At 63.5% G+C, this 18,327-nt stretch carries 19 protein-coding genes; 12 read left to right on the forward strand and 7 right to left on the reverse strand.

What is annotated here, in order from left to right; genetic code table 11:
* Positions 1-14 precede the first annotated feature (14 nt).
* The gene (gene rsmH / locus J4F42_09645; protein MCE2485761.1) at positions 15-845 is read right to left on the reverse strand and encodes a 16S rRNA (cytosine(1402)-N(4))-methyltransferase RsmH; all 831 of its coding nucleotides are present in this window, start codon (positions 843-845) and stop codon (positions 15-17) included.
* Positions 846-1,336: 491 nt separating this feature from the next.
* On the opposite strand from rsmH, the gene J4F42_09650 reads away from it, so the two are divergent.
* The 3 genes from J4F42_09650 to J4F42_09660 are packed head-to-tail and all read left to right on the forward strand — an operon-like array spanning position 1,337 to position 5,434.
* Positions 1,337-2,527 carry an alanine--glyoxylate aminotransferase family protein gene (locus J4F42_09650; GenBank protein ID MCE2485762.1) on the forward strand — a complete coding sequence of 397 codons (1,191 nt, stop codon included), beginning with the start codon at positions 1,337-1,339 and terminating at the stop codon, positions 2,525-2,527.
* A 14-nt stretch (positions 2,528-2,541) separates the two neighbouring features.
* On the forward strand, positions 2,542-4,131 hold the full coding sequence (gene serA, locus J4F42_09655) for a phosphoglycerate dehydrogenase (protein ID MCE2485763.1): 1,590 nt from the start codon (positions 2,542-2,544) through the stop codon (positions 4,129-4,131).
* Between the two features lie 10 nt (positions 4,132-4,141).
* Positions 4,142-5,434: an adenylosuccinate synthase gene (locus J4F42_09660; GenBank protein MCE2485764.1), complete on the forward strand. Its 1,293-nt coding sequence runs from the start codon at positions 4,142-4,144 to the stop codon at positions 5,432-5,434.
* On the opposite strand, the gene J4F42_09665 is transcribed toward J4F42_09660, so the two are convergent.
* From J4F42_09665 to J4F42_09675, 3 genes are all read right to left on the reverse strand, one after another.
* Complete coding sequence (locus J4F42_09665; protein MCE2485765.1) at positions 5,431-6,336, reverse strand: flippase-like domain-containing protein; 906 nt, start codon at positions 6,334-6,336, stop codon at positions 5,431-5,433. The two genes, J4F42_09660 and J4F42_09665, sit on opposite strands and share 4 nt — an antisense overlap.
* A 151-nt stretch (positions 6,337-6,487) precedes the next feature.
* Complete coding sequence (locus tag J4F42_09670) at positions 6,488-6,907, reverse strand: aspartyl protease family protein (GenBank protein ID MCE2485766.1); 420 nt, start codon at positions 6,905-6,907, stop codon at positions 6,488-6,490.
* 58 nt (positions 6,908-6,965) lie between these two features.
* Positions 6,966-7,619 carry a histidine phosphatase family protein gene (locus J4F42_09675; GenBank protein ID MCE2485767.1) on the reverse strand — a complete coding sequence of 218 codons (654 nt, stop codon included), beginning with the start codon at positions 7,617-7,619 and terminating at the stop codon, positions 6,966-6,968.
* A gap of 222 nt (positions 7,620-7,841) precedes the next feature.
* On the opposite strand from J4F42_09675, the gene J4F42_09680 reads away from it, so the two are divergent.
* From J4F42_09680 to J4F42_09705, 6 genes are all read left to right on the forward strand, one after another.
* Positions 7,842-8,729 carry a TIGR03619 family F420-dependent LLM class oxidoreductase gene (locus J4F42_09680; protein ID MCE2485768.1) on the forward strand — a complete coding sequence of 296 codons (888 nt, stop codon included), beginning with the start codon at positions 7,842-7,844 and terminating at the stop codon, positions 8,727-8,729.
* A gap of 61 nt (positions 8,730-8,790) precedes the next feature.
* Positions 8,791-9,261 carry a hypothetical protein gene (locus tag J4F42_09685; protein ID MCE2485769.1) on the forward strand — a complete coding sequence of 157 codons (471 nt, stop codon included), beginning with the start codon at positions 8,791-8,793 and terminating at the stop codon, positions 9,259-9,261.
* A 70-nt stretch (positions 9,262-9,331) separates the two neighbouring features.
* The gene (locus J4F42_09690) at positions 9,332-10,444 is read left to right on the forward strand and encodes an amidohydrolase (protein ID MCE2485770.1); all 1,113 of its coding nucleotides are present in this window, start codon (positions 9,332-9,334) and stop codon (positions 10,442-10,444) included.
* Between the two features lie 17 nt (positions 10,445-10,461).
* Positions 10,462-11,652: an acyl-CoA dehydrogenase family protein gene (locus J4F42_09695; GenBank protein MCE2485771.1), complete on the forward strand. Its 1,191-nt coding sequence runs from the start codon at positions 10,462-10,464 to the stop codon at positions 11,650-11,652.
* Between the two features lie 20 nt (positions 11,653-11,672).
* Complete coding sequence (locus tag J4F42_09700; GenBank protein MCE2485772.1) at positions 11,673-12,806, forward strand: acyl-CoA/acyl-ACP dehydrogenase; 1,134 nt, start codon at positions 11,673-11,675, stop codon at positions 12,804-12,806.
* A gap of 129 nt (positions 12,807-12,935) precedes the next feature.
* Positions 12,936-13,592 carry a peroxiredoxin gene (locus J4F42_09705; protein ID MCE2485773.1) on the forward strand — a complete coding sequence of 219 codons (657 nt, stop codon included), beginning with the start codon at positions 12,936-12,938 and terminating at the stop codon, positions 13,590-13,592.
* A 117-nt stretch (positions 13,593-13,709) separates the two neighbouring features.
* Here the strand turns inward: J4F42_09705 and J4F42_09710 are convergent, their stop codons facing one another.
* The 3 genes from J4F42_09710 to J4F42_09720 are packed head-to-tail and all read right to left on the reverse strand — an operon-like array spanning position 13,710 to position 15,208.
* Positions 13,710-14,465: a DUF1990 domain-containing protein gene (locus J4F42_09710; GenBank protein MCE2485774.1), complete on the reverse strand. Its 756-nt coding sequence runs from the start codon at positions 14,463-14,465 to the stop codon at positions 13,710-13,712.
* An 11-nt stretch (positions 14,466-14,476) separates the two neighbouring features.
* The gene (locus J4F42_09715; GenBank protein MCE2485775.1) at positions 14,477-14,884 is read right to left on the reverse strand and encodes a hypothetical protein; all 408 of its coding nucleotides are present in this window, start codon (positions 14,882-14,884) and stop codon (positions 14,477-14,479) included.
* 15 nt (positions 14,885-14,899) lie between these two features.
* Entirely contained in the window at positions 14,900-15,208 is a 309-nt protein-coding gene (locus tag J4F42_09720; protein ID MCE2485776.1) for a hypothetical protein, read from the reverse strand.
* 79 nt (positions 15,209-15,287) lie between these two features.
* Here J4F42_09720 and J4F42_09725 point away from each other — a divergent pair, with 79 nt between their 5' ends.
* From J4F42_09725 to hslU, 3 genes are all read left to right on the forward strand, one after another.
* Complete coding sequence (locus tag J4F42_09725) at positions 15,288-16,229, forward strand: tyrosine recombinase XerC (protein MCE2485777.1); 942 nt, start codon at positions 15,288-15,290, stop codon at positions 16,227-16,229.
* 137 nt (positions 16,230-16,366) lie between these two features.
* Entirely contained in the window at positions 16,367-16,924 is a 558-nt protein-coding gene (gene hslV, locus J4F42_09730; protein ID MCE2485778.1) for an ATP-dependent protease subunit HslV, read from the forward strand.
* Between the two features lie 49 nt (positions 16,925-16,973).
* Positions 16,974-18,326, forward strand: a complete 1,353-nt coding sequence (gene hslU / locus J4F42_09735; GenBank protein ID MCE2485779.1) for an ATP-dependent protease ATPase subunit HslU — start codon at positions 16,974-16,976, stop codon at positions 18,324-18,326.
* Position 18,327 lies beyond the last annotated feature (1 nt).

Below are 18,327 nucleotides of genomic sequence, written 5' to 3' on the forward strand. Positions count from 1 at the left end.
CCACCAATCTTCCTCTAGCCATAGCGCTCTACCGCCCGCAGCCGCGCGCTGCGGGCACGCGGGTTAGTGGCCACCTCTGATCGGGTCGGGGTCAACGGTTTTGGGGTCAGGATCTTCACCTTTGGAGACCATCCACAGGCACACAGCTGGAGCCGGGGCGGACACACACACGAGGCTGCCCAGCGCCGGAAGGCGGTCTTGACCAGGCGGTCTTCCAAAGAATGATAGGCCAGGATGACCAGCCGGCCACCCGGCTTGAGCAGACGATAGCCGTCAGCCAGGAAGGTGGACAAATGGTGGAGTTCCCGATTGACCGCAATGCGGAGGGCCTGAAACGCCCGGGTAGCCGGATGGACGGGCGAACGGGTCGAGCGGGACGGCCGCTTGATGACCTGCTCGATAGTCCGGACCAGGGCGACGGTGGTGGTCAAGGGAGACTTTTTACGCGCCTCAACCACGGCTCGGGCCAGCGCACCAGCGGCCGGCTCCTCGCCCCACTCGCGGAAGATCTGACGCAACTCGGCCTGGCTGGCGTGATTCACCACATCAGCCGCGCAGCCGGGCTCGGTCCGATCCATCCGCATATCGAGCGGACCGGCACGCAGAAAGCTGAAGCCCCGTTCGGCATCCTCAATTTGCAGCGAGGAAAAGCCCAGGTCGAGCACCGCAGCGTCAACGCCCGACCAGCCCAGCCGGGCCAGGGTCGCCAGCGAGCGGCTGAAATTTTCCTGGACCAGGGTGATGCGGGCGCCCCAATCGGCCAGACGCTGTCGGGTCACGGCCAGCGCGTCAGCATCGCGGTCAAGTCCCAGCAGCCTGCCCTTCGGCCCTGTGCCAGCCAGCACCGCGGCGGCGGTGTCCCCGCCGCCCACGTGGGCCGCAGCCGCAGCTGGGCGAGCGTCTCCTCAAGCATCACCGGCAGGTGGCCTGAAACAGGGGCACGGGACGGACTGGCCAAGGCCGTCTCCATTAGGCCTGTATGCTGGCACGGATACATATCAGTCTGTGACAGGCACGAAGGGAAAAGGGGTGAACCGGAACACGATTTCGTAGAGAACTCGTGGCGCCCGCCAGACACTGCCGCTCCTCATCCTCCACCTCCCAGTCCTCTGCGACACATCCCCTCGACTATAATCGTCAGCATTTTGCCTGTCAAGCAAAAATCCTAGGAAACTCAAGCAGTTTGCCGTCACATGACCTGCATTGACTCAGCCCTGCGGCTCCGATACACCTTTTTGCGAACAGCAAGGATGTGTCGAAAGAAAGCTTTTGCCTGGACCGTGCCGATCACACGGTCCGGGCGTTTTTTTGGTGTGGTTGTGCGCTGGAGCACCATATGCAGAAACGGTATTTGTTAACCCCCGGACCGACCCAGGTTCCGCCCGAGGTTCTGCTGCGCATGTCGCAGCCGATGGTCCACCACCGCAGCCCGGAATTCAGCCGGCTGTTCGCCGAGGTCCAAGCCGGTTTACAGCGGCTGTTTCAAACCGACCAGGACGTGCTCATCCTGGCCGCCTCAGGCACCGGCGCGATGGAGGCGGCGGTCTTCAACACCTGCTCGGCCGGGGAGAGTGTGCTGGTCGTCAACGGCGGCAAATTCGGCCAGCGCTGGCTCGAGATCTGTCGGGCGGCGGGCCTGACCGCAGTCGAAATCCGGGTCGAGTGGGGCCAGGCGGTGGCCGTTGAGACGGTCGCCCGGGCGCTTGAGCAGCACCCTGAAGTACGGGCCGTTCTGGTCCAGGCCAGCGAGACCTCAACCACGGTTCTGCATCCCGTCCAGGACTTGGCGCGCCTGACCCGCCACACTGATCGCCTGCTGATCGTCGACGCCATTACCGCCCTGGGCGCAACCGCAGTCCCAATGGACAGCTGGGGGATTGACATTCTGGTCACCGGTTCACAAAAAGCCCTGATGCTGCCACCGGGTCTGGCCTTTGTGGCCCTCAGCGCTAAGGCCTGGCAGCGGACCGCAGCGGCCAGCCTGCCGCGCTTCTATTTTGATCTGCGCCGGGAGCGTCAGGCCCAGCACAAGCATACGACCGCCTACACCCCGGCCGTCTCGCTGGTTACTGGCCTGCACGAGGTCCTGCGTCTGCTGGAGGACGAAGGCCTGCCCCAGGTATACGCCCGCCACGCGCATCTGGCCCGGGCGACCCGGACCGCAGCCCAGGCCCTGGGCCTGCGCTTGCTGGCTCCCGAGCACCCCAGCCCGGCGGCCACCGGGGTGTGGCTGCCACCCGAGATAGACGGCGGACAGCTGCTGAACGCCATGCGCACTCACATGGGGGTAGACATTGCCGGCGGCCAGGACCAGCTAAACGGAAAGATCGTGCGCATCTCCCATATCGGCTATGCTGGCCCCTTTGACGTGATGATCGCCATCGGCGCCCTGGAGATGGCTCTAGTCTCGTTTGGCTGTGATATCGAACTCGGCCGTGGCGTTCGGGCGGCCCAGGAAGTCCTGCTGACGGGCTGGTCCGAGTTGAACCCTGTCTCGGAGACGGGTTCGGCAGGCAAAGGCCGTTGACACAGAGCACGACCATGAGCCCCAAGGTCCTCATCACCGATTCCCTGGCTCCGCAAGGACTGGAGCGCCTCCAGTCCTACCCCGGCATCGAAGTCGAAGTGCGGCCCGGGCTGTCCACGGCTGAGCTGATCCAGCACATCCCGGCCTACCAGGCCCTGATCATCCGCAGCGGCACAAAAGTCACCCCTCCGGTGATTGCCGCCGCAACCCAGCTCCAGGTTATCGGGCGGGCCGGGATCGGGGTCGATAATATCGCGGTCGAAGCGGCGACCAAGCGCGGCATTGTGGTCATGAATACGCCGGGCGGGAATAATGTCACCACCGCCGAGCACGCCCTCTCGATGATGCTGGCCCTGGCCCGGAATATCCCCCAGGCCAACGCCTCGATTCGAGCCGGGCGCTGGGAGCGGGGCAAATTTACCGGCAGCGAGGTGTGCAATAAGGTCCTGGGCATTATCGGCCTGGGCAACATCGGAGCGATTGTGGCCGAACGGGCGCTGGGACTGCGCATGCGGGTCATCGCCTTTGATCCGTTCATCACCCCGGAAGCCGCAGCCAAGCTGCGGATCGAGCCGGTGAGCCTGGACGAGTTGTACGCTCAGGCCGACTTTATCACCGTCCATACTCCGCTGACCGAAGACACCCGGGGGCTGATTGATCGGGCCGCTTTTGGCCGGATGAAAACCGGGGTGCGGCTGATCAACTGTGCGCGGGGCGGGATCATTGACGAACAGGCGCTGCTGCACGCCCTCCAGACCGGTTGCGTTGCCGGCGCCGCCCTCGATGTCTTTGTTGAAGAGCCGCCCCCGGCCTCGCACCCCCTGCTGCAGCTCGACAACGTCATCTGCACCCCGCACCTGGGCGCGGCCACCGACGAAGCCCAGATCAATGTCGCGGTGGCAATCGCCGACCAGGTCGCCAACTATCTGACCCGGGGCGTGATTCAGCACGCGGTCAATTTTCCGTCGCTGACCCCAAAACTGATCGCCTTCCTCCAGCCCTACCTGCTGCTGGGTGAAAAACTGGGCAGCTTCTTAGCCCAGCTGATCGGCGAAGCGCCGCGCGAAGTCCACGTCGAATACACCGGCGATATTACCGACTACGACCTTGCCCCGGCCACCGCTGCGGTTCTGCGCGGGCTGTTGAGCTCTATTCTGGAATCGGACATCAACTACGTGAACGCCCCCCACATCGCCCGCGAACGGGGTGTGCGGGTGGTCGAGTCGCGCAGCAATCGGCCCAGCGATTTTCTCAACTCGGTCACCGTCAGCATTGTCAGCACGAGTGGCACCAACACGGTCGAGGGAGCGGTCTTCACCAACAATGTGGTCCGGCTCGTGCGGGTCAACACGTCGTATCTTGAAGCCGTGCCCGAAGGCCATATCATTGTCCTGCACAACCACGACGTGCCAGGCGTGGTCGGCAGTGTCGGGACGGTGCTGGGACAGCGCGGGATCAATATCGCGGGGCTCGAACTCGGGCGCGAACGGGCCGGCGGGCAAGCCCTGGCCCTGGTCCATGTCGACGCCCATGTGTCGGCCGAGGTCTTGGACGAACTGCGCGGTCTGGAGTCGGTCATTTCGGCGCAGCAGATTCACCTGTAAGGAGAAAGGCATGAGTACTCTGGTGGTCGTCGGCGTGCAGTGGGGAGACGAGGGCAAGGGCAAGGTGGTTGACCTGCTGGCACGCCAGGCCGATGTCATCGTCCGTTTCCAGGGCGGCAGCAATGCCGGCCATACCCTGGTTGTTGGCGGCAAAAAAACGATTGTGCGGCTCATTCCGTCGGGCGTCCTGCACGCCGGCAAAGTGTGTGTGATCGGCAACGGCATGGTCATTGACCCCGCTACCCTGGTGCAAGAAATCGACGCCTTACAGCAGCAGGGTTGTCTGACCGATCTGGAGCTGCTCAGGATCAGTGAAACCGCCCATCTCATCATGCCCTACCACAAGGCGATTGACCTGGCCCGCGAAAAGCGACGCGGTGAGGCCAAAATCGGTACGACCGGCCGGGGCATCGGGCCCAGCTATGAGGACAAGATGGCCCGGGTCGGTATTCGGTTTGTCGACCTGCTCGACGAGACCCTGTTTGAGGCCAAGCTGGCCCGCAATGTGGAGGAAAAAAACACCTATCTGCGCACCATGCTGGACGAGCCGGAGCTTGATTTCAGGGCCATGTTTGACACCTACTGCCAACTCCGCGAGCGGCTGCGGGCGTGTATCGGCAACACCTCCCGCTATTTGCACGACGCGATCAGGAGCGGCAAGAAAGTCTTGTTTGAGGGCGCCCAGGGCACCCAACTCGACGTGGACCACGGCACCTACCCGTACGTCACCTCTTCGAATACCGTTTCCGGAGCCGTGTGCACCGGGGCCGGTATTGCGCCGCAGCACATCCACAGCGTCATCGGCATCTCCAAAGCCTACGCTACCCGGGTCGGCGGAGGCCCCTTCCCCACCGAACTGTTTGACGCCGAGGGGGATCAGCTGCGTCAGGCCGGGGGCGAGTTCGGGACAGTCACCGGACGGCCGCGACGGTGCGGCTGGCTGGATACCGTAGTAGTCCGCACCGCAGCCCGGCTGAACGGGGTCGAGAGCCTGGCTCTGACCAAGATTGATGTCTTGAGCGGCCTCGACACCCTGCGGGTATGCACCGGCTACCGCTACAAGGGCCAGGACTATGACGAGGTTCCGGCCAGCGCCCACATGCTCGAACACCTCACCCCAGTCTATGAAGAGCTGCCCGGCTGGACCGAACCGCTGACCGATATTCGCAGCCTGGACGCCCTGCCGACGAACGCCCGGCGCTATGTTGAGCGCATCGAGAGCCTGCTGGAGATCCCGATCAAAATGATTTCGGTCGGCGCCGGCCGGGAAGAGACGATCCTGATCCGGCCCTCGTTTTTCTAGGTCGGTCGGCTCAGCCCCTGCAAGCGCGCCCGCGTGTCCGGCGAGACGGCCAGCACCAGCCCGCCGACCAGACCGGCGCCGAAAATGAGCCCCGTCCAGGTCAGGCTCAGGGCCAGGGCCTCGTTGTGGACGACCCCGACGAGCGACAGAAAGAAGACAAAGCTGCCCTCGCGGACCCCCAGTCCGCCAAAACTCAGCGGCAGGCCACTCAGCAGCGTGATCAGCGGCACGCACATCAGGAGGTACCACAAGGGGACGCTGATACTGAGCGCATGGGCCAGGAGTAGCAGCAGACCAATCTGTAAGAGATGGAAGCCAAAGGCCAAGCCACACACCCCGAGGACAAGCCTCGGCCGGCTATGGTAGGGCGCAAACAGCTTTTCGCTGCTCCGCCGGATGAGGTGACCGGGCTCGAACAGCAGCCGCGCCAGACGCGGCAGCAGCCACCACACCGGCACGCAGCCGACCGCCACCGCAATCGTTCCGTAACACACCGCGGCCGGCAGGACGGTCGGTCCCAGCACGAGAAAGCTGAGGGCGCTGACCCATATCAGCATGACCACACCGCTCGCCCGGTCGGCCAGCACCGACTGCAGGGCGCGACCGACCCCCTGACGTCCACCGGCCAGCAAGACGCTGCGTCCCACGTCCCCGGCGATCGTACTCGGCGCGAACAGGTTGAGGTACATGCCGCCAAAGTAATAGCTGATACACGCCCGGAGCGGCTGATCAAAGCCCACAGCCCGGGCCAGCCAGCGCCACTTATACGCGCACAGCACCTGTCCCAGCACATAGCCGACAAAGGCCACCAGCACATAGCCGGGCTGAGCGGTTCGCAGCTGGCTGACAAACGTCCGCCAATCGGCCGACACAAACAGCACGCCGAGGAGCAGGAGGCTCACGCCGAGCTGAAACCAACGGGAAGAGAAGACAGACAAGAGAGGGGGGCCTTCGTAGAAACGAGGCTTGGATTTTCGCTATCCGGCCAGCTCCACGGGGCCTCGTGCAGGCTGGCAAGGAGCCACGGCCGCGTGGCTGATGAGTAAGGACCGCTCATTTGAGTTTCAACAGCGGATAGTCCGGAGACTCCGGGCGCGGCGTCAGGGTCCGATTGGTGCAATCGGCGATGAGATCCAAGGCTTCGAGAACGATCTGGCCGATCAGCGGCTCGCTCAAGGGAGGGCCGACAACACAGTCGGTGCTCATGAAACGGTTGCCAATGCGGATGGTCAACGGACCCGCCACCGGGCGCTCTTCCTTCCGCTCATCCGCATAGGAGACGATCACAGTTCGGCGTATCTCCAGGCCCAGCCGCTCAACCACGTTCTGCGGCAGGACCAGCATGACGGCGCCGGTATCGACAATCGCCTCAAGACTGGAACGACGAATAGCAGACTCCTCGCCATAGCCCCGTTCAAAGACAGCACGGTCGTTGGGATTTTCAAGCGTGACATTGACGCTAATCTCTCCCATGTCGTCCTCCTGCTGAGGCCCGTATAAGACAGCCTATCTTTCTTGACGCCAGATGTCCTCAGGCGTCAACCGTCTCGCCCGACAGCGCCACCCCATCCAGATGGCTGGTATCGTTCACATAATGGATCAGCGCGCCGCCGTCCGCGCTCAGGGTCACCTTGCTCAGGCCGGTGTTGCCGATTTTGTCGATCTTGCGGAACTCGCTCATGGCCAAACCGCGACAGTGCAGCAAGAATGCCCGAACCGCACCGCCGTGAGTCACCACCGCCACCTGCTGACCGGGGTGCCGGTTGATCAGTGACCGGGCGGCATCAATCAGGCGGCCCTGAAAATGGGCGAAGGTCTCGCCGCCGCCCCGGGGCAGATCCTCACCCGCCCGCAGGCGTTCCCACTCCTCGGGGTGACGGGCAATCACCTCACCGGTCCGCAGCCCGCTCCAGGTGCCGATGTTCATCTCCCGCCAGCCGGTCTCAATGGTCGGCTCGACCCCCAGGGTCTGGCCCAGAATCATCGCCGTATCCACCGCGCGCATCAGGTCGCTGGTATAGATCGCCTGGACCGACTGCTTTTCCGCGTCCAGCCGCCGCGCCAGCCGCCACGACTGGTCCCGCCCATTGTCGCTCAGCGGCACATCGGCCTGGCCCTGCCAGCGGTTTTCCTGATTCCACACCGTCTCTCCGTGTCGGACCAAGAGTATATGGACCCCCTGCATGGCTTTCCTCATGAATCTCGATTCGTCAAATCCGTGTGTTTCGGGCGCGCTGCGGTTCAGGTGGTGTTAGCACGTCCGGCCCCGGATTGCCAGATTGCGAACCGCGCCCGACCTGTCCGGCGGCCTTGTCTTGACCGCAAAGGGGAACGATGATCTCTTCTCGCTGAGGCAGTCCTCATCGTTCAGCCGGGCGAGTCGAGAGCCCCAGAGGAGAGACGCAGCATGCAATACGGTGCCTTTTTACCCCATATCGGTCCGCTGGCCAGAGGCGACGTGCTGAACAATATTCGGACCACCGCCCAAACGGCCGAAGCCCTGGGCTACGATTCGGTGTGGGTGGGCGATCACATCGTCACCCCGCTGGAGATCGCCTCACCATACCCGTATACCGCCACCGGGGCGTTTCCGCTCGACCCGCACGCGCCTATCCTCGAACCGCTGACGGTCTTGAGCTTTGCCGCAGCCTGCACCACCACCATCCGTCTCGGCACAGCCGTCCTGGTCCTGCCCCATCGAAATGCGGTGGTGACCGCCAAGACGGTCGCCACCCTTGATGTCTTGTCCGCCGGCCGGGTCATCCTGGGGGTCGGCGTGGGCTGGATGGAGGAGGAGTTTAGTGCCCTCAACGCTCCGTTTGCCGACCGCGGCCCGCTGAGCGATGAGAGCGTGGCGGTCATGAAAGCCCTGTGGACCGCGGACAGCGCCAGCTTCTCAGGCCGCTTTCACCAGTTCCCCGAGCTGTGCTGCGAGCCCCGACCGGTCCAACGTCCCCACCCGCCGATCTGGCTGGGCGGGCATACCGGACCGGCCCTGCGCCGGATCGTCGAATACGGCGACGGCTGGGCGGCCGTGGTGTTCAGTCCTGAAGAATTTGCCGAACGGGTGGACAAACTCAGGGACAGGGCGGCCAAGGCCGGGCGGGACATGTCAACGATTACCCTGTGTGTGTCGCCCCGCGGCAAACGGCCCGAGGCCATCGTCGATGACATTCCTCGCTACCAGGAGCTGGGAGCGAGCTATCTGTACCTGGCTTTTTTCAACTTTGCCCGTAGCTATGAAGAAATGGCCGGCATGATGGAGCGCTTCGCGCGGGACGTCAAGCTGATTTAGCCCGGTCCAGGTCTGAAATCGCTTCGGCGCCAGGCGGTCTTCGCACGGCGAGGGATGGAACATGAGCGGACAACAGGCACCCACCTCTCAGCAAAAAAGCGGATTCAGGTATCTGCCTGGCGTTCTTCTTGTGGCCGGATTGCTGCTCTCGGGCTGCTCGGGTCCAGAGCCCAGCAAGGCTCTGGTCGACATTTCACAGGTTGAGCTGCACCGCTTCAACGCCGAGTCGCTGACCGTCCGGCTCGAATATGACCTGGCCGAGGACATCGAGCTGCCCCTGCCCTACCTCGAAGTGCTGGTCTTTCCGCTCGAACCCGAGGTCAGGCTGGCCGGGACGCTCAAGCCCTTCAAGCGCTACGCCGGCGCGCTCTCGGTCAGCTTTCCCATCCCGGCCGAGGCCGACATTGACTGGGACGATCTCAGCGACCCCGAGACGTGTTGTACGGTTTCCCTCAAGGGCCTGCGGGCCGACGGTGAGGTGGAGCGGATCAGCAATCAGGTCGTCGTCGGCCTGCCCGGGGTGTCAGGTTGACAGGGCGCGCCGCCTGCGCGTAGTGAACAGTGAAGATGGGCGCCCAGGAGCGCCGCAAAGGAGAGCAGCCATGGCCCAGATTATTGACGCGGATGGACATATTCTTGAGCCGCCGAGCGTCTGGCAGGAGTATACCGAGCCGGCCTATCGCGACGGGGTGATTCAGATTTTTCGTGACCGCGACGGCATTGACAAGCTCAGGATTAACGGCCAAGTCCGCCATGACCGCAACATGGCGATTGCCGCAGCGTGTACGCCGGGCGGGCTGTCCGACCCGCATAAAGCCCGGACCATGGGCTGGGACGAGATCGTTGTGGGCGGCTATGACCCCCACGCCCGGGTCAAGGACATGGACCTCGAAGGGATTGAGCAAGCCTTTTTCTATCCCAGCCTGTGGCTGATCTACGGCGACCTGGAAGACCCGCAGCTGGCCGCCGCGGCGTGCCGGGCCTATAACAACTGGATTGCCGACTTCTGCAAGCCCTACCCCGAGCGCTTCTTTGCCGTTGCCCCGCTGCCCCTGCAGGATGTCAACGAAGCGGTCACCGAGATGCGCCGAGTCGTGAAAGAGCTGGGCATGCGGGCCGTGTTCATCCGCCCCAACCCGTTTAATGGTCGCCGGCTGAACGATCCGGCCTATGACGTGCTGTGGCGCGAGGCCGAAGCACTGAACATCCCGGTCGCCATTCACGGCAGCTTTGGCACCAAAATGCCGACCCTGGGACAGGAGCGCTACAAAGACCCGTTTTTCTTCCACATGGTCTGCCATCCCTGGGAGCAGCAGGGCGCGTGCATGGATATCATCTGCGGCGGGGTGCTGAGCAAGTTTCCCGGGCTAAGGGTCGCCTTTCTGGAATCGGGCATGGGCTGGATCGGCTACTGGCTCGACCGCATGGACGGTCATTTTGAGAAAATGGGCCACTACGTACCGTGGCTGAAACAAAAACCGAGCGAGCACTTCAAGCAGCAGTGCTTTATCGCCCTCGACCCCGACGAACGCACCCTGCAGGGCATGGTCGCCATGGGCCTGGAAGACTGCGTGATCTGGGGCTCGGACTATCCGCACTTCGACTGCACCTTTCCGGGCGTGGTCGAGGAGGTCCGGGAAGCCTGTGCGCCGTTGTCGGAAGCAGCCCGGACCAAGATCATCGGCGAGAACGCCAGACGGCTGTACGACCTGTAAGCACGCCGGAGAGTGGTATGGATCTCAGCTATTCCAAACAGGACAAGGCCTTTCGCAAACAGGTCCGGGCGTGGATGAAAAAAAACGTCCCCAAAAAGGACAAATCGCTCAGCACGCTGGCGCCTGACGATCCACGCCGCATCGAGCGCGCAAAAGCCTGGCAGCGCAGCCTGCATCGGACCGGCTATGTGGCCAGGGGCTGGCCCAAGGAGTACGGCGGCCAGGGCGACAGCGATGTCATGCGTCAGACCATCGTCAACGAAGAACTCATCCTGGCCCGGGCGCCGGGCCTGATCGGCGCCTCTGGCCTGACCATGCTCGGCCCGACCCTGCTGCAGTGCGGTACCGAGCAGCAGAAACAGCGCTATCTGCCCACGGTGCTGACCGCCGAAGAGATCTGGTGTCAGGGCTATTCCGAACCCGGCTCGGGCTCGGATCTGGCCTCCCTGCGGACGCGGGCTGAACTGGTCGGCGACGAGTTCATCATCAACGGCCAGAAGGTCTGGACCTCGGGCGCCCAGTTTTCGGACTGGATGTTCTGTCTGGTCCGGACCGATCCGGACGCGCCCAAGCACCGCGGCATCTCCTACGTCCTGATCGACATGAAAACGCCCGGGATTACGGTCCGCCCCCTGGTCCAGATGACGGGCGACGCCGGCTTCAACGAGGTGTTTTTCGAGGACGTGCGCGTCCCCCGGGACAACCTGGTCGGCGACCTGCACCAGGGTTGGATGGTGGCCAATGCAACCCTGTTTCACGAGCGCAACATGCTGGGCTCGACCACCCGCACCCAGATGATGATGCACAACCTGCTGCGGCTGGCCCGCAGCCATCGGCGCTACGGTAAGCCTGCGGCCGAGGACCCGGTCATCCGCCAGAAGCTGGCCGAGCTGCTCGGTCGGGTCGAGGCTATGAAGTACCACTCGCTGCGCCAGCTGACCGATGTCATCAAAGGCCGCCGGGCCGGGCTCGGAGCCATGGTCAACAAGCTGGTCGGCACCGAGCTGAACCACGACATCTGCGCCCTGGCGCTCGAGATCATGAACTCCTACGCCCCGCTCAAGCGCGGGGCAGACCGGGTCATCGATAACGGCGTGTGGCAGTATGAGTTCATGTTTACCCTGGGTCTGATTATCGGCGGCGGCACCTCACAGATCCAGAAGAACATCATCAGCGAGCGAGGCTTGGGCATGCCCAAGTCGGGCTGAACCGCAGTCGAGAGAGCGCTATGGATTTTAGCCTGTCAGCTGAACAGGAGCTGCTGCAAAACACGGCCCGGGAATTTCTGAGCCAGGAGTGCCCGCCCGGCCTGGTCCGAGAGCTGTACGACGATCCCAAGGGGTTTTCGCCCGAACTCCACCGCAAGACGGCCGAACTGGGCTGGACTGGTCTGCTGATCCCCGAAGCCCACGGCGGCCTGGGACTCGGCATGCTGGATATGGCGGTTCTGCTCGAAGAGATCGGACGGGCGGTCGTGCCCGGCCCGTTTGTGTTCTCGTCGGTGCTGACCACGCTGGGCTTGGTCCAGGCCGGGAGTCCGGCCCAGCGGGAGACCTGGCTGCCGCGTCTGGCTGCGGGCCAGGCGATTGGCACGCTGGCCTTTCTTGAGGCGGACGACCGGCTCGACGCCCGGGGCGTACGGCTGAAGGCCAAAAAAACCAAACACGGCTATGTGCTGTCCGGGACCAAGATGTTTGTCCCGTTTGCGGAGGTCGCCGACGTGCTGCTGGTAGTAGCGCGGACCTCGGGCAAGGCCGAACAGGGGGTCAGCCTGTTCCTGGTCGAGCGTCAGGCTCCGGGCCTCAGCCTCACGCCGCTCGATATCGTTGACCAGACCCGACGGGTGTATCGGGCCGAGTTCCAGCAGGTTGCCGTACCCAAAACCGCCCTGGTCGGCAAAAAGGACAAGGGCTGGAAAATCGTGGCCAGGCTGCTTGACGCGGCGTGTGTAGCCCTGGCTGCCGACAGCCTGGGCGGGGCGCAGAAAGCCCTGGATCTGGCCGTCGAGTACACCAAAACCCGCACCCAGTTCAACCGCCCCATCGCCTCATTCCAGGCGCTCAAGCATATGGCGGCCGAGATGGCCAGCGACATCGAGCCCGCCCGGTCGCTGGTATGGTACGCCGCCTACGCCTTTGACGCCCTGCCGGCCGAGGCATCCCGGGCCGCAGCCCTGGCCAAGGCCCGGCTGTCGGATGTGTATGCCCGCACGACCAACCGGGCGGTCCAGATGCACGGCGGCATCGGCTTCACCTGGGAGCACGACATGCACTTCTGGTTCAAGCGCGCCAAGTGGAACGAGTTCGCCTTTGGGGATGCCACCTACCACCGCGAGCGGCTGGCCCAACTCGAAGGGTTTTAGGCGTAGATCAGGCTAGACTCTCGGGTGGGAAATCGCTAGTAAAGAGGAAAGGCGAACGAGGCCGGCCGCCACATCGGGAAGCGAGCCTCGCTCACCCTCAGCTCACATCATTCTCAGGGGAGGACAAGCATGGCGCTCCATATTGGTGAAGAAGCTCCGAATTTTACCGCCGACACAACGGAGGGCACAATCAACTTTCATGACTGGATTGGGGACAGCTGGGCGATCCTGTTCTCCCACCCCAAGGATTTCACCCCGGTGTGCACGACCGAACTGGGCTATATGGCCGGCCTCAAACCCGAGTTTGACAAGCGCAACTGCAAGGTCATCGGCCTCAGCACCGACCCGGTCAGCGATCATACCAGCTGGGTCAAAGACATCGCAGAAACCCAGGGGCATGCGGTCAACTATCCGCTGATCGGCGATGCCGACCTGGCCGTCTCCAAACTGTACGACATGATCCACCCCGAGGCCAGCGGCAGCGCCCCGCGCACCGCAGCCGACAACGCCACCATTCGTTCGGTCTTTGTGATCGGGCCGGACAAGAAGATCAAGCTGATGCTGACCTACCCGATGACCACCGGTCGCAACTTCGACGAGGTCTTGCGGGTGCTGGACTCCATGCAGCTGACCGCCCAGCACAAGGTCGCGACCCCGGTCAACTGGCGCCAGGGCGAAGACGTGATCATCGTGCCGGCGGTGTCTGACGCCGAGGCCAAGGAAAAATACCCCGAGGGCTGGAAAACCCTCAAACCCTACCTGCGCCTCGTCTCCCAGCCGCAATAAGCCCGACCGCCACGACCACACAGGTGAACACGGAGTCCTTCTGAAGAAGGTCATCCGCATTCGCCTTGGAGATGCATGAGCATCTCTTCTGGAAAAGGAGGGTATTCTCATTCAGCTTTACCCCGGCCAGACGAGCGCTCCGCCCAGCAGCCCGGCAATCCCCACCCAATAGCCGAGCCAGCGGGTCAGCTCGGCCCGGGGGGTGTGCCGACGCACGATCTGGACCTCGCCAACCCCGGCCGGCCCTGTCCCGGCCACGGCGCGGGTCATGGCTGCGGCACAGTCACGGGCAAAACGGTGCTGGAGCCACCGTCCCAGCGGATAGCCGAGACGAAACAACACGTGCCGTGGCCGGGAAAACGCCAGCAGGTCATACCACACCGAATCGTCGGCGTGGTGCCACTCGACGCTGAAGCGCTCCTCGCCGCGCGCCATATGAGCCTCAAGCGTGCCATAGGCAAAGCCACAGCGGTCGATCACTCCGGCGTCCTGCCACACGTAGACAACCCGGCAGGCGTTCAGAAACCACACCCCGGCCAGCCGAGCGATGACGGCGACCACCTGCCCTTCGGCTACAGACCGCTCAGCGGACGAAAAGGCTGATATCTGCTCGCTCGATTGGCCGCCGGCATTCACCGCTGGCTGCAGCCTGACCCAGCCGAGCCGGAACATCCGCCAGCCGTCCAGCGCCGCACAGGCGGCTCGAAAGGTCGCCCGACCGTATCCCAGCAAGACCCGATGATGATCGACCGCACAGCCCGGAGGCGGGCCAGTGCGCGACGCGCCGGTCTCGGCATAGCTGCAGGGACGACCGGCCTGGGCGGCCAGAAAGGCGGCCGTCCACGCCGCATCCGGCTGGCGAAACAACACCATGGGCTGACGGCTCAATCAAACTCGCTGTAATTCATCACCCGCCAGCCGTCCTGCCCCTTGCGCAGGCTGAGCAGCAATTCTTTCTGAAACTCTCCGCCCCCGGCCACCGTAATCCTGGCCTGATACTGGAAGGAGACGCTGGTGTCGCCGCGCGGCGTTTCTTTCACCAGGCTGTAATACACCCGCGGCAGCCGGGTATTGGCGTCAATCGCCTGGCCCTCGGTTAGGCGGATCTCGTCCTCGACACGTTTGAGCGCCAGACCTGTGCAGTAATCCTTAGCCGCCTGCAGGTCCATGCGCACATAGTGCGCGTCCAGAAAGCGTTCGGCCACGCCGCGCGGGCTGTTCGGGTCGGGCTGACAGGCGCTCAGGGCGACGATGAGCGCGGGCATGGACAAGCAGAGCAGCAAGCGGTTCATTCGACTGTCCTTCGCCTAGTTTTTCTTCTTGGCAAACAGCGCCTCGAGATGCGCCCGGGCGTCAGCCGCTTGGCTCGGCTCGGCCGCAGGCCGGGCGGCCGGATTGCCCAGCGAAAAATAGTCGCAGAAATTGGCCACGTCTTTGTCCCGAACCGGCTCGACGTTTGGTTCGCGGCAGGCATTTGAGACGTGGGGGTCGTAGAACACACAATTCAGACAGCAGCGCAGGTCTGCCTCACAGCCCGGACAGCTGTCCCGACGGCCGACCCGTTCAACAACATGAATTTCGACCCCGCACTGGTGACAGGTCGGCGACTGTGGCATGGCCCATCCTCCATTTCTCGACACCGCTCTTTATTCGGCACAGACTTATTGATACCATTGTCCTGTTCTTGTCCAGACTATGAAGACACCGACTATTGCCAGCCTGTTGGCCCGCTACGAGGTTTTCCTGCGGGTGGAGCAAAACCTTTCCACCCACACCCAGCGGAACTACCTGAGTGACGTGAGTCAATTTTTTGCCTTTGTGGAAAGGCCCACCCCACGGGCCAACCCGCGCCCGCTCGGTATCCAGCAGATTGATCACCACCTGATCCAGGCTTTTCTGTCGAGCCTGTACCGCGATCACACCAAGAGCTCAATCGGCCGCAAACTCTCGGCCCTGAAGAGCTTTTTCCGTTTTCTGGTCCGCGAGAGCGAGCTACAGCGCGACCCCAGCCTGCAGCTCGCGTCTCCCAAAAAAGACCATCCACTGCCGAGCTATCTACCGGTCGATGAGATGTTTCGTCTCTTGGACGCCCCGCCGCCCGACTCGGCCGCCGGCCTGCGGGCGCGCGCCATGCTCGAAGTCCTGTACTCGTGCGGCCTGCGGGTCAGCGAACTCGTCAGCCTCGACTGGGACGATGTCGATGACAACCTGGAGGTCATCCGGGTGCAGGGCAAGGGCAATACCGAACGGGTGGTGCCGATCGGGCGCCGTGCACTCGACAGCCTGACCCGCTACCGGGCTCAGATTCCAAGCCTGCTGACACCCAAGAAACGCGCCGCCAGCCCCCGGCCGCCCAGCTGTCCGGCCGTCTTTCTCAACCGTCGTGGCGGACGTCTGACCACCCGCAGCGTGGCCCGCAGCGTGGCGGACTACACCCGCACCTGTGGCATCAGCCTGAAAACCAGCCCCCACGCGCTGCGCCACAGCTTTGCTACCCATCTGCTTGAGGCCGGGGCCGACCTGCGCGCCATCCAGGAACTCCTCGGTCACGCCAGTCTATCCACGACCCAAAAATACACCCATGTGAACCTCGACCGCCTCATGGAAGTGTACGATAAGGCGCACCCGCGCGCCTAGCGCGGCGGTGCTCCAATGACGAACGAGGACAGAGGGAAGCCTATGGGGGGAAGACCGACCTTCTTGACCGCACTGTGTTTTCCGTCCTGCATTCTGCATTCTCCGTTCTCCATTCCGCAACAGGAGGTGGTCGGCTCATGAAGGGCTACAGCATGCACGGCACGACCATCGTGTCGGTCCGCCATCAGGGTCGGGTTGTCATGGCCGGGGATGGTCAGGTCAGTCTGGGTGACGCGGTCATGAAACACACGGCACGCAAGATTCGCCAACTGTCCCAGGGCAAAATCCTGGCCGGCTTTGCCGGCAGCACCGCCGACGCCCTGACCCTGTGCGACATGTTCGAAAAAAAACTCGAAGAGTACAATAACAACCTGCGCCGGGCTGCGGTCGAGCTGGCCCGTGACTGGCGTTCAGACCGGGTGCTGCGGCGGCTGGAAGCCCTGATGGCGGTCGTCGACCAGGATTCGTCGCTGCTGATCTCGGGTTTGGGCGACGTGCTCGAACCCGACGACGGCATTCTGGCTATCGGCTCGGGCGGCAACTACGCTCTGGCCGCAGCCCGGGCCTTACGCAAGCACACGGAGCTGGACGCCCGGACGATTGCCGAAGAAGCCATGCGTACGGCCGCAGAGATCTGCGTGTACACCAACGGCCACATCACGCTCGAGGAGCTGTCCTATGGCGAACGCCGCTAATGCTGTCCCCCCTGTCGATCCCGATCCCCAAGAAGCCGTGCTGCCGGTTATGACTCCACGCGAGATCGTGTCTGAACTCGACCGCTATATCATCGGTCAGGCCAAGGCCAAGCGGGCCATGGCCATTGCTCTCCGCAACCGTTGGCGTCGCCAGCAGGTTCCGCCGGAGCTGCGGGATGAGATCGCGCCCAAAAATATTCTGATGATCGGCCCGACCGGGGTCGGCAAGACCGAGATCGCCCGCCGCCTGGCCCGGCTGGCGCAGGCGCCGTTCGTCAAGGTCGAGGCCTCCAAATTCACCGAGGTCGGCTATGTCGGCCGCGATGTCGAGTCCATGGTCCGCGACGTGACCGAACTGTCTGTGAATATGGTTAAGCAGGAGGCCAAGGAACGGATTCAGGTCAAGGCCCAGGCTCAGGCCGAAGAACGGATTCTCGATCTGCTGCTGCCCCCTCCGCCCTCGCGGGCCGGCTTCAGTCAGACCGACGGCCACGACACCAACGACCCGACCCAGCAGCCGGGACAGGCCACCCGCGAGAAGATGCGTCGCATGCTGCGCCGGAGAAAACTCGACGAACGCGAGGTCGAAATCGAGCTGACGCGGCCCGCCGCACCCTTTATCGAGGTCATGGCTCCCCAGGGCATGGAAGACATGGAAAACCAGCTCAAAGAAATGTTCTCGAATATCATGCCCCAGAAGACCAAAAAACGGCGCCTCAAGGTACCCGAAGCGGTCGAGCTGCTGACCCAGGAAGAGGCCGACAAGCTGGTCGATATGGACGCGGTGGTCCGCGAGGCGATCCGCCGGGTCGAGCAAACCGGCATTATTTTCATCGACGAGATTGACAAAATTGCCGGCCGCGACCACGCCCAGGGTCCGGACGTCTCGCGCCAAGGCGTGCAGCGCGACCTCCTGCCCCTGGTCGAGGGCTGCACGGTCAACACCAAATACGGCATGGTCCACACTGACCACGTGTTGTTTGTCGCCTCAGGCGCCTTCCACACCACCAAGCCGTCCGACCTGATTCCCGAGTTCCAGGGCCGCTTTCCGATCCGGGTCGAGCTGGACGCCCTCAACCAACACGACTTCATCCGCATCCTGACCGAGCCCAAGAACGCCCTGCTGACCCAGTACAGCGCCCTGCTGGCGACCGAGAACGTGACGCTCGCCTTTGTGGCCGATGCGGTCGAAGAGATTGCCCGGATCGCCGCCATCGTCAACGAGCGAACCGAAAACATCGGCGCCCGGCGCCTGCATACCGTGGTCGAACGTCTGGTTGAGGATCTGTCCTTCGACGCCCCCGAGCTCGACGGCCAGGAAGTCACCATCAACGCCCAGGTCGTCAGAGACAAGCTCGAAGAGATTGTCAAAGATGAGGATCTGTCGCGGTATATTTTGTGAA

It is taken from the genome of Desulfurellaceae bacterium (assembly GCA_021296095.1).
Classification (GTDB): Bacteria; Desulfobacterota; Binatia; order Bin18; family Bin18; genus JAAXHF01.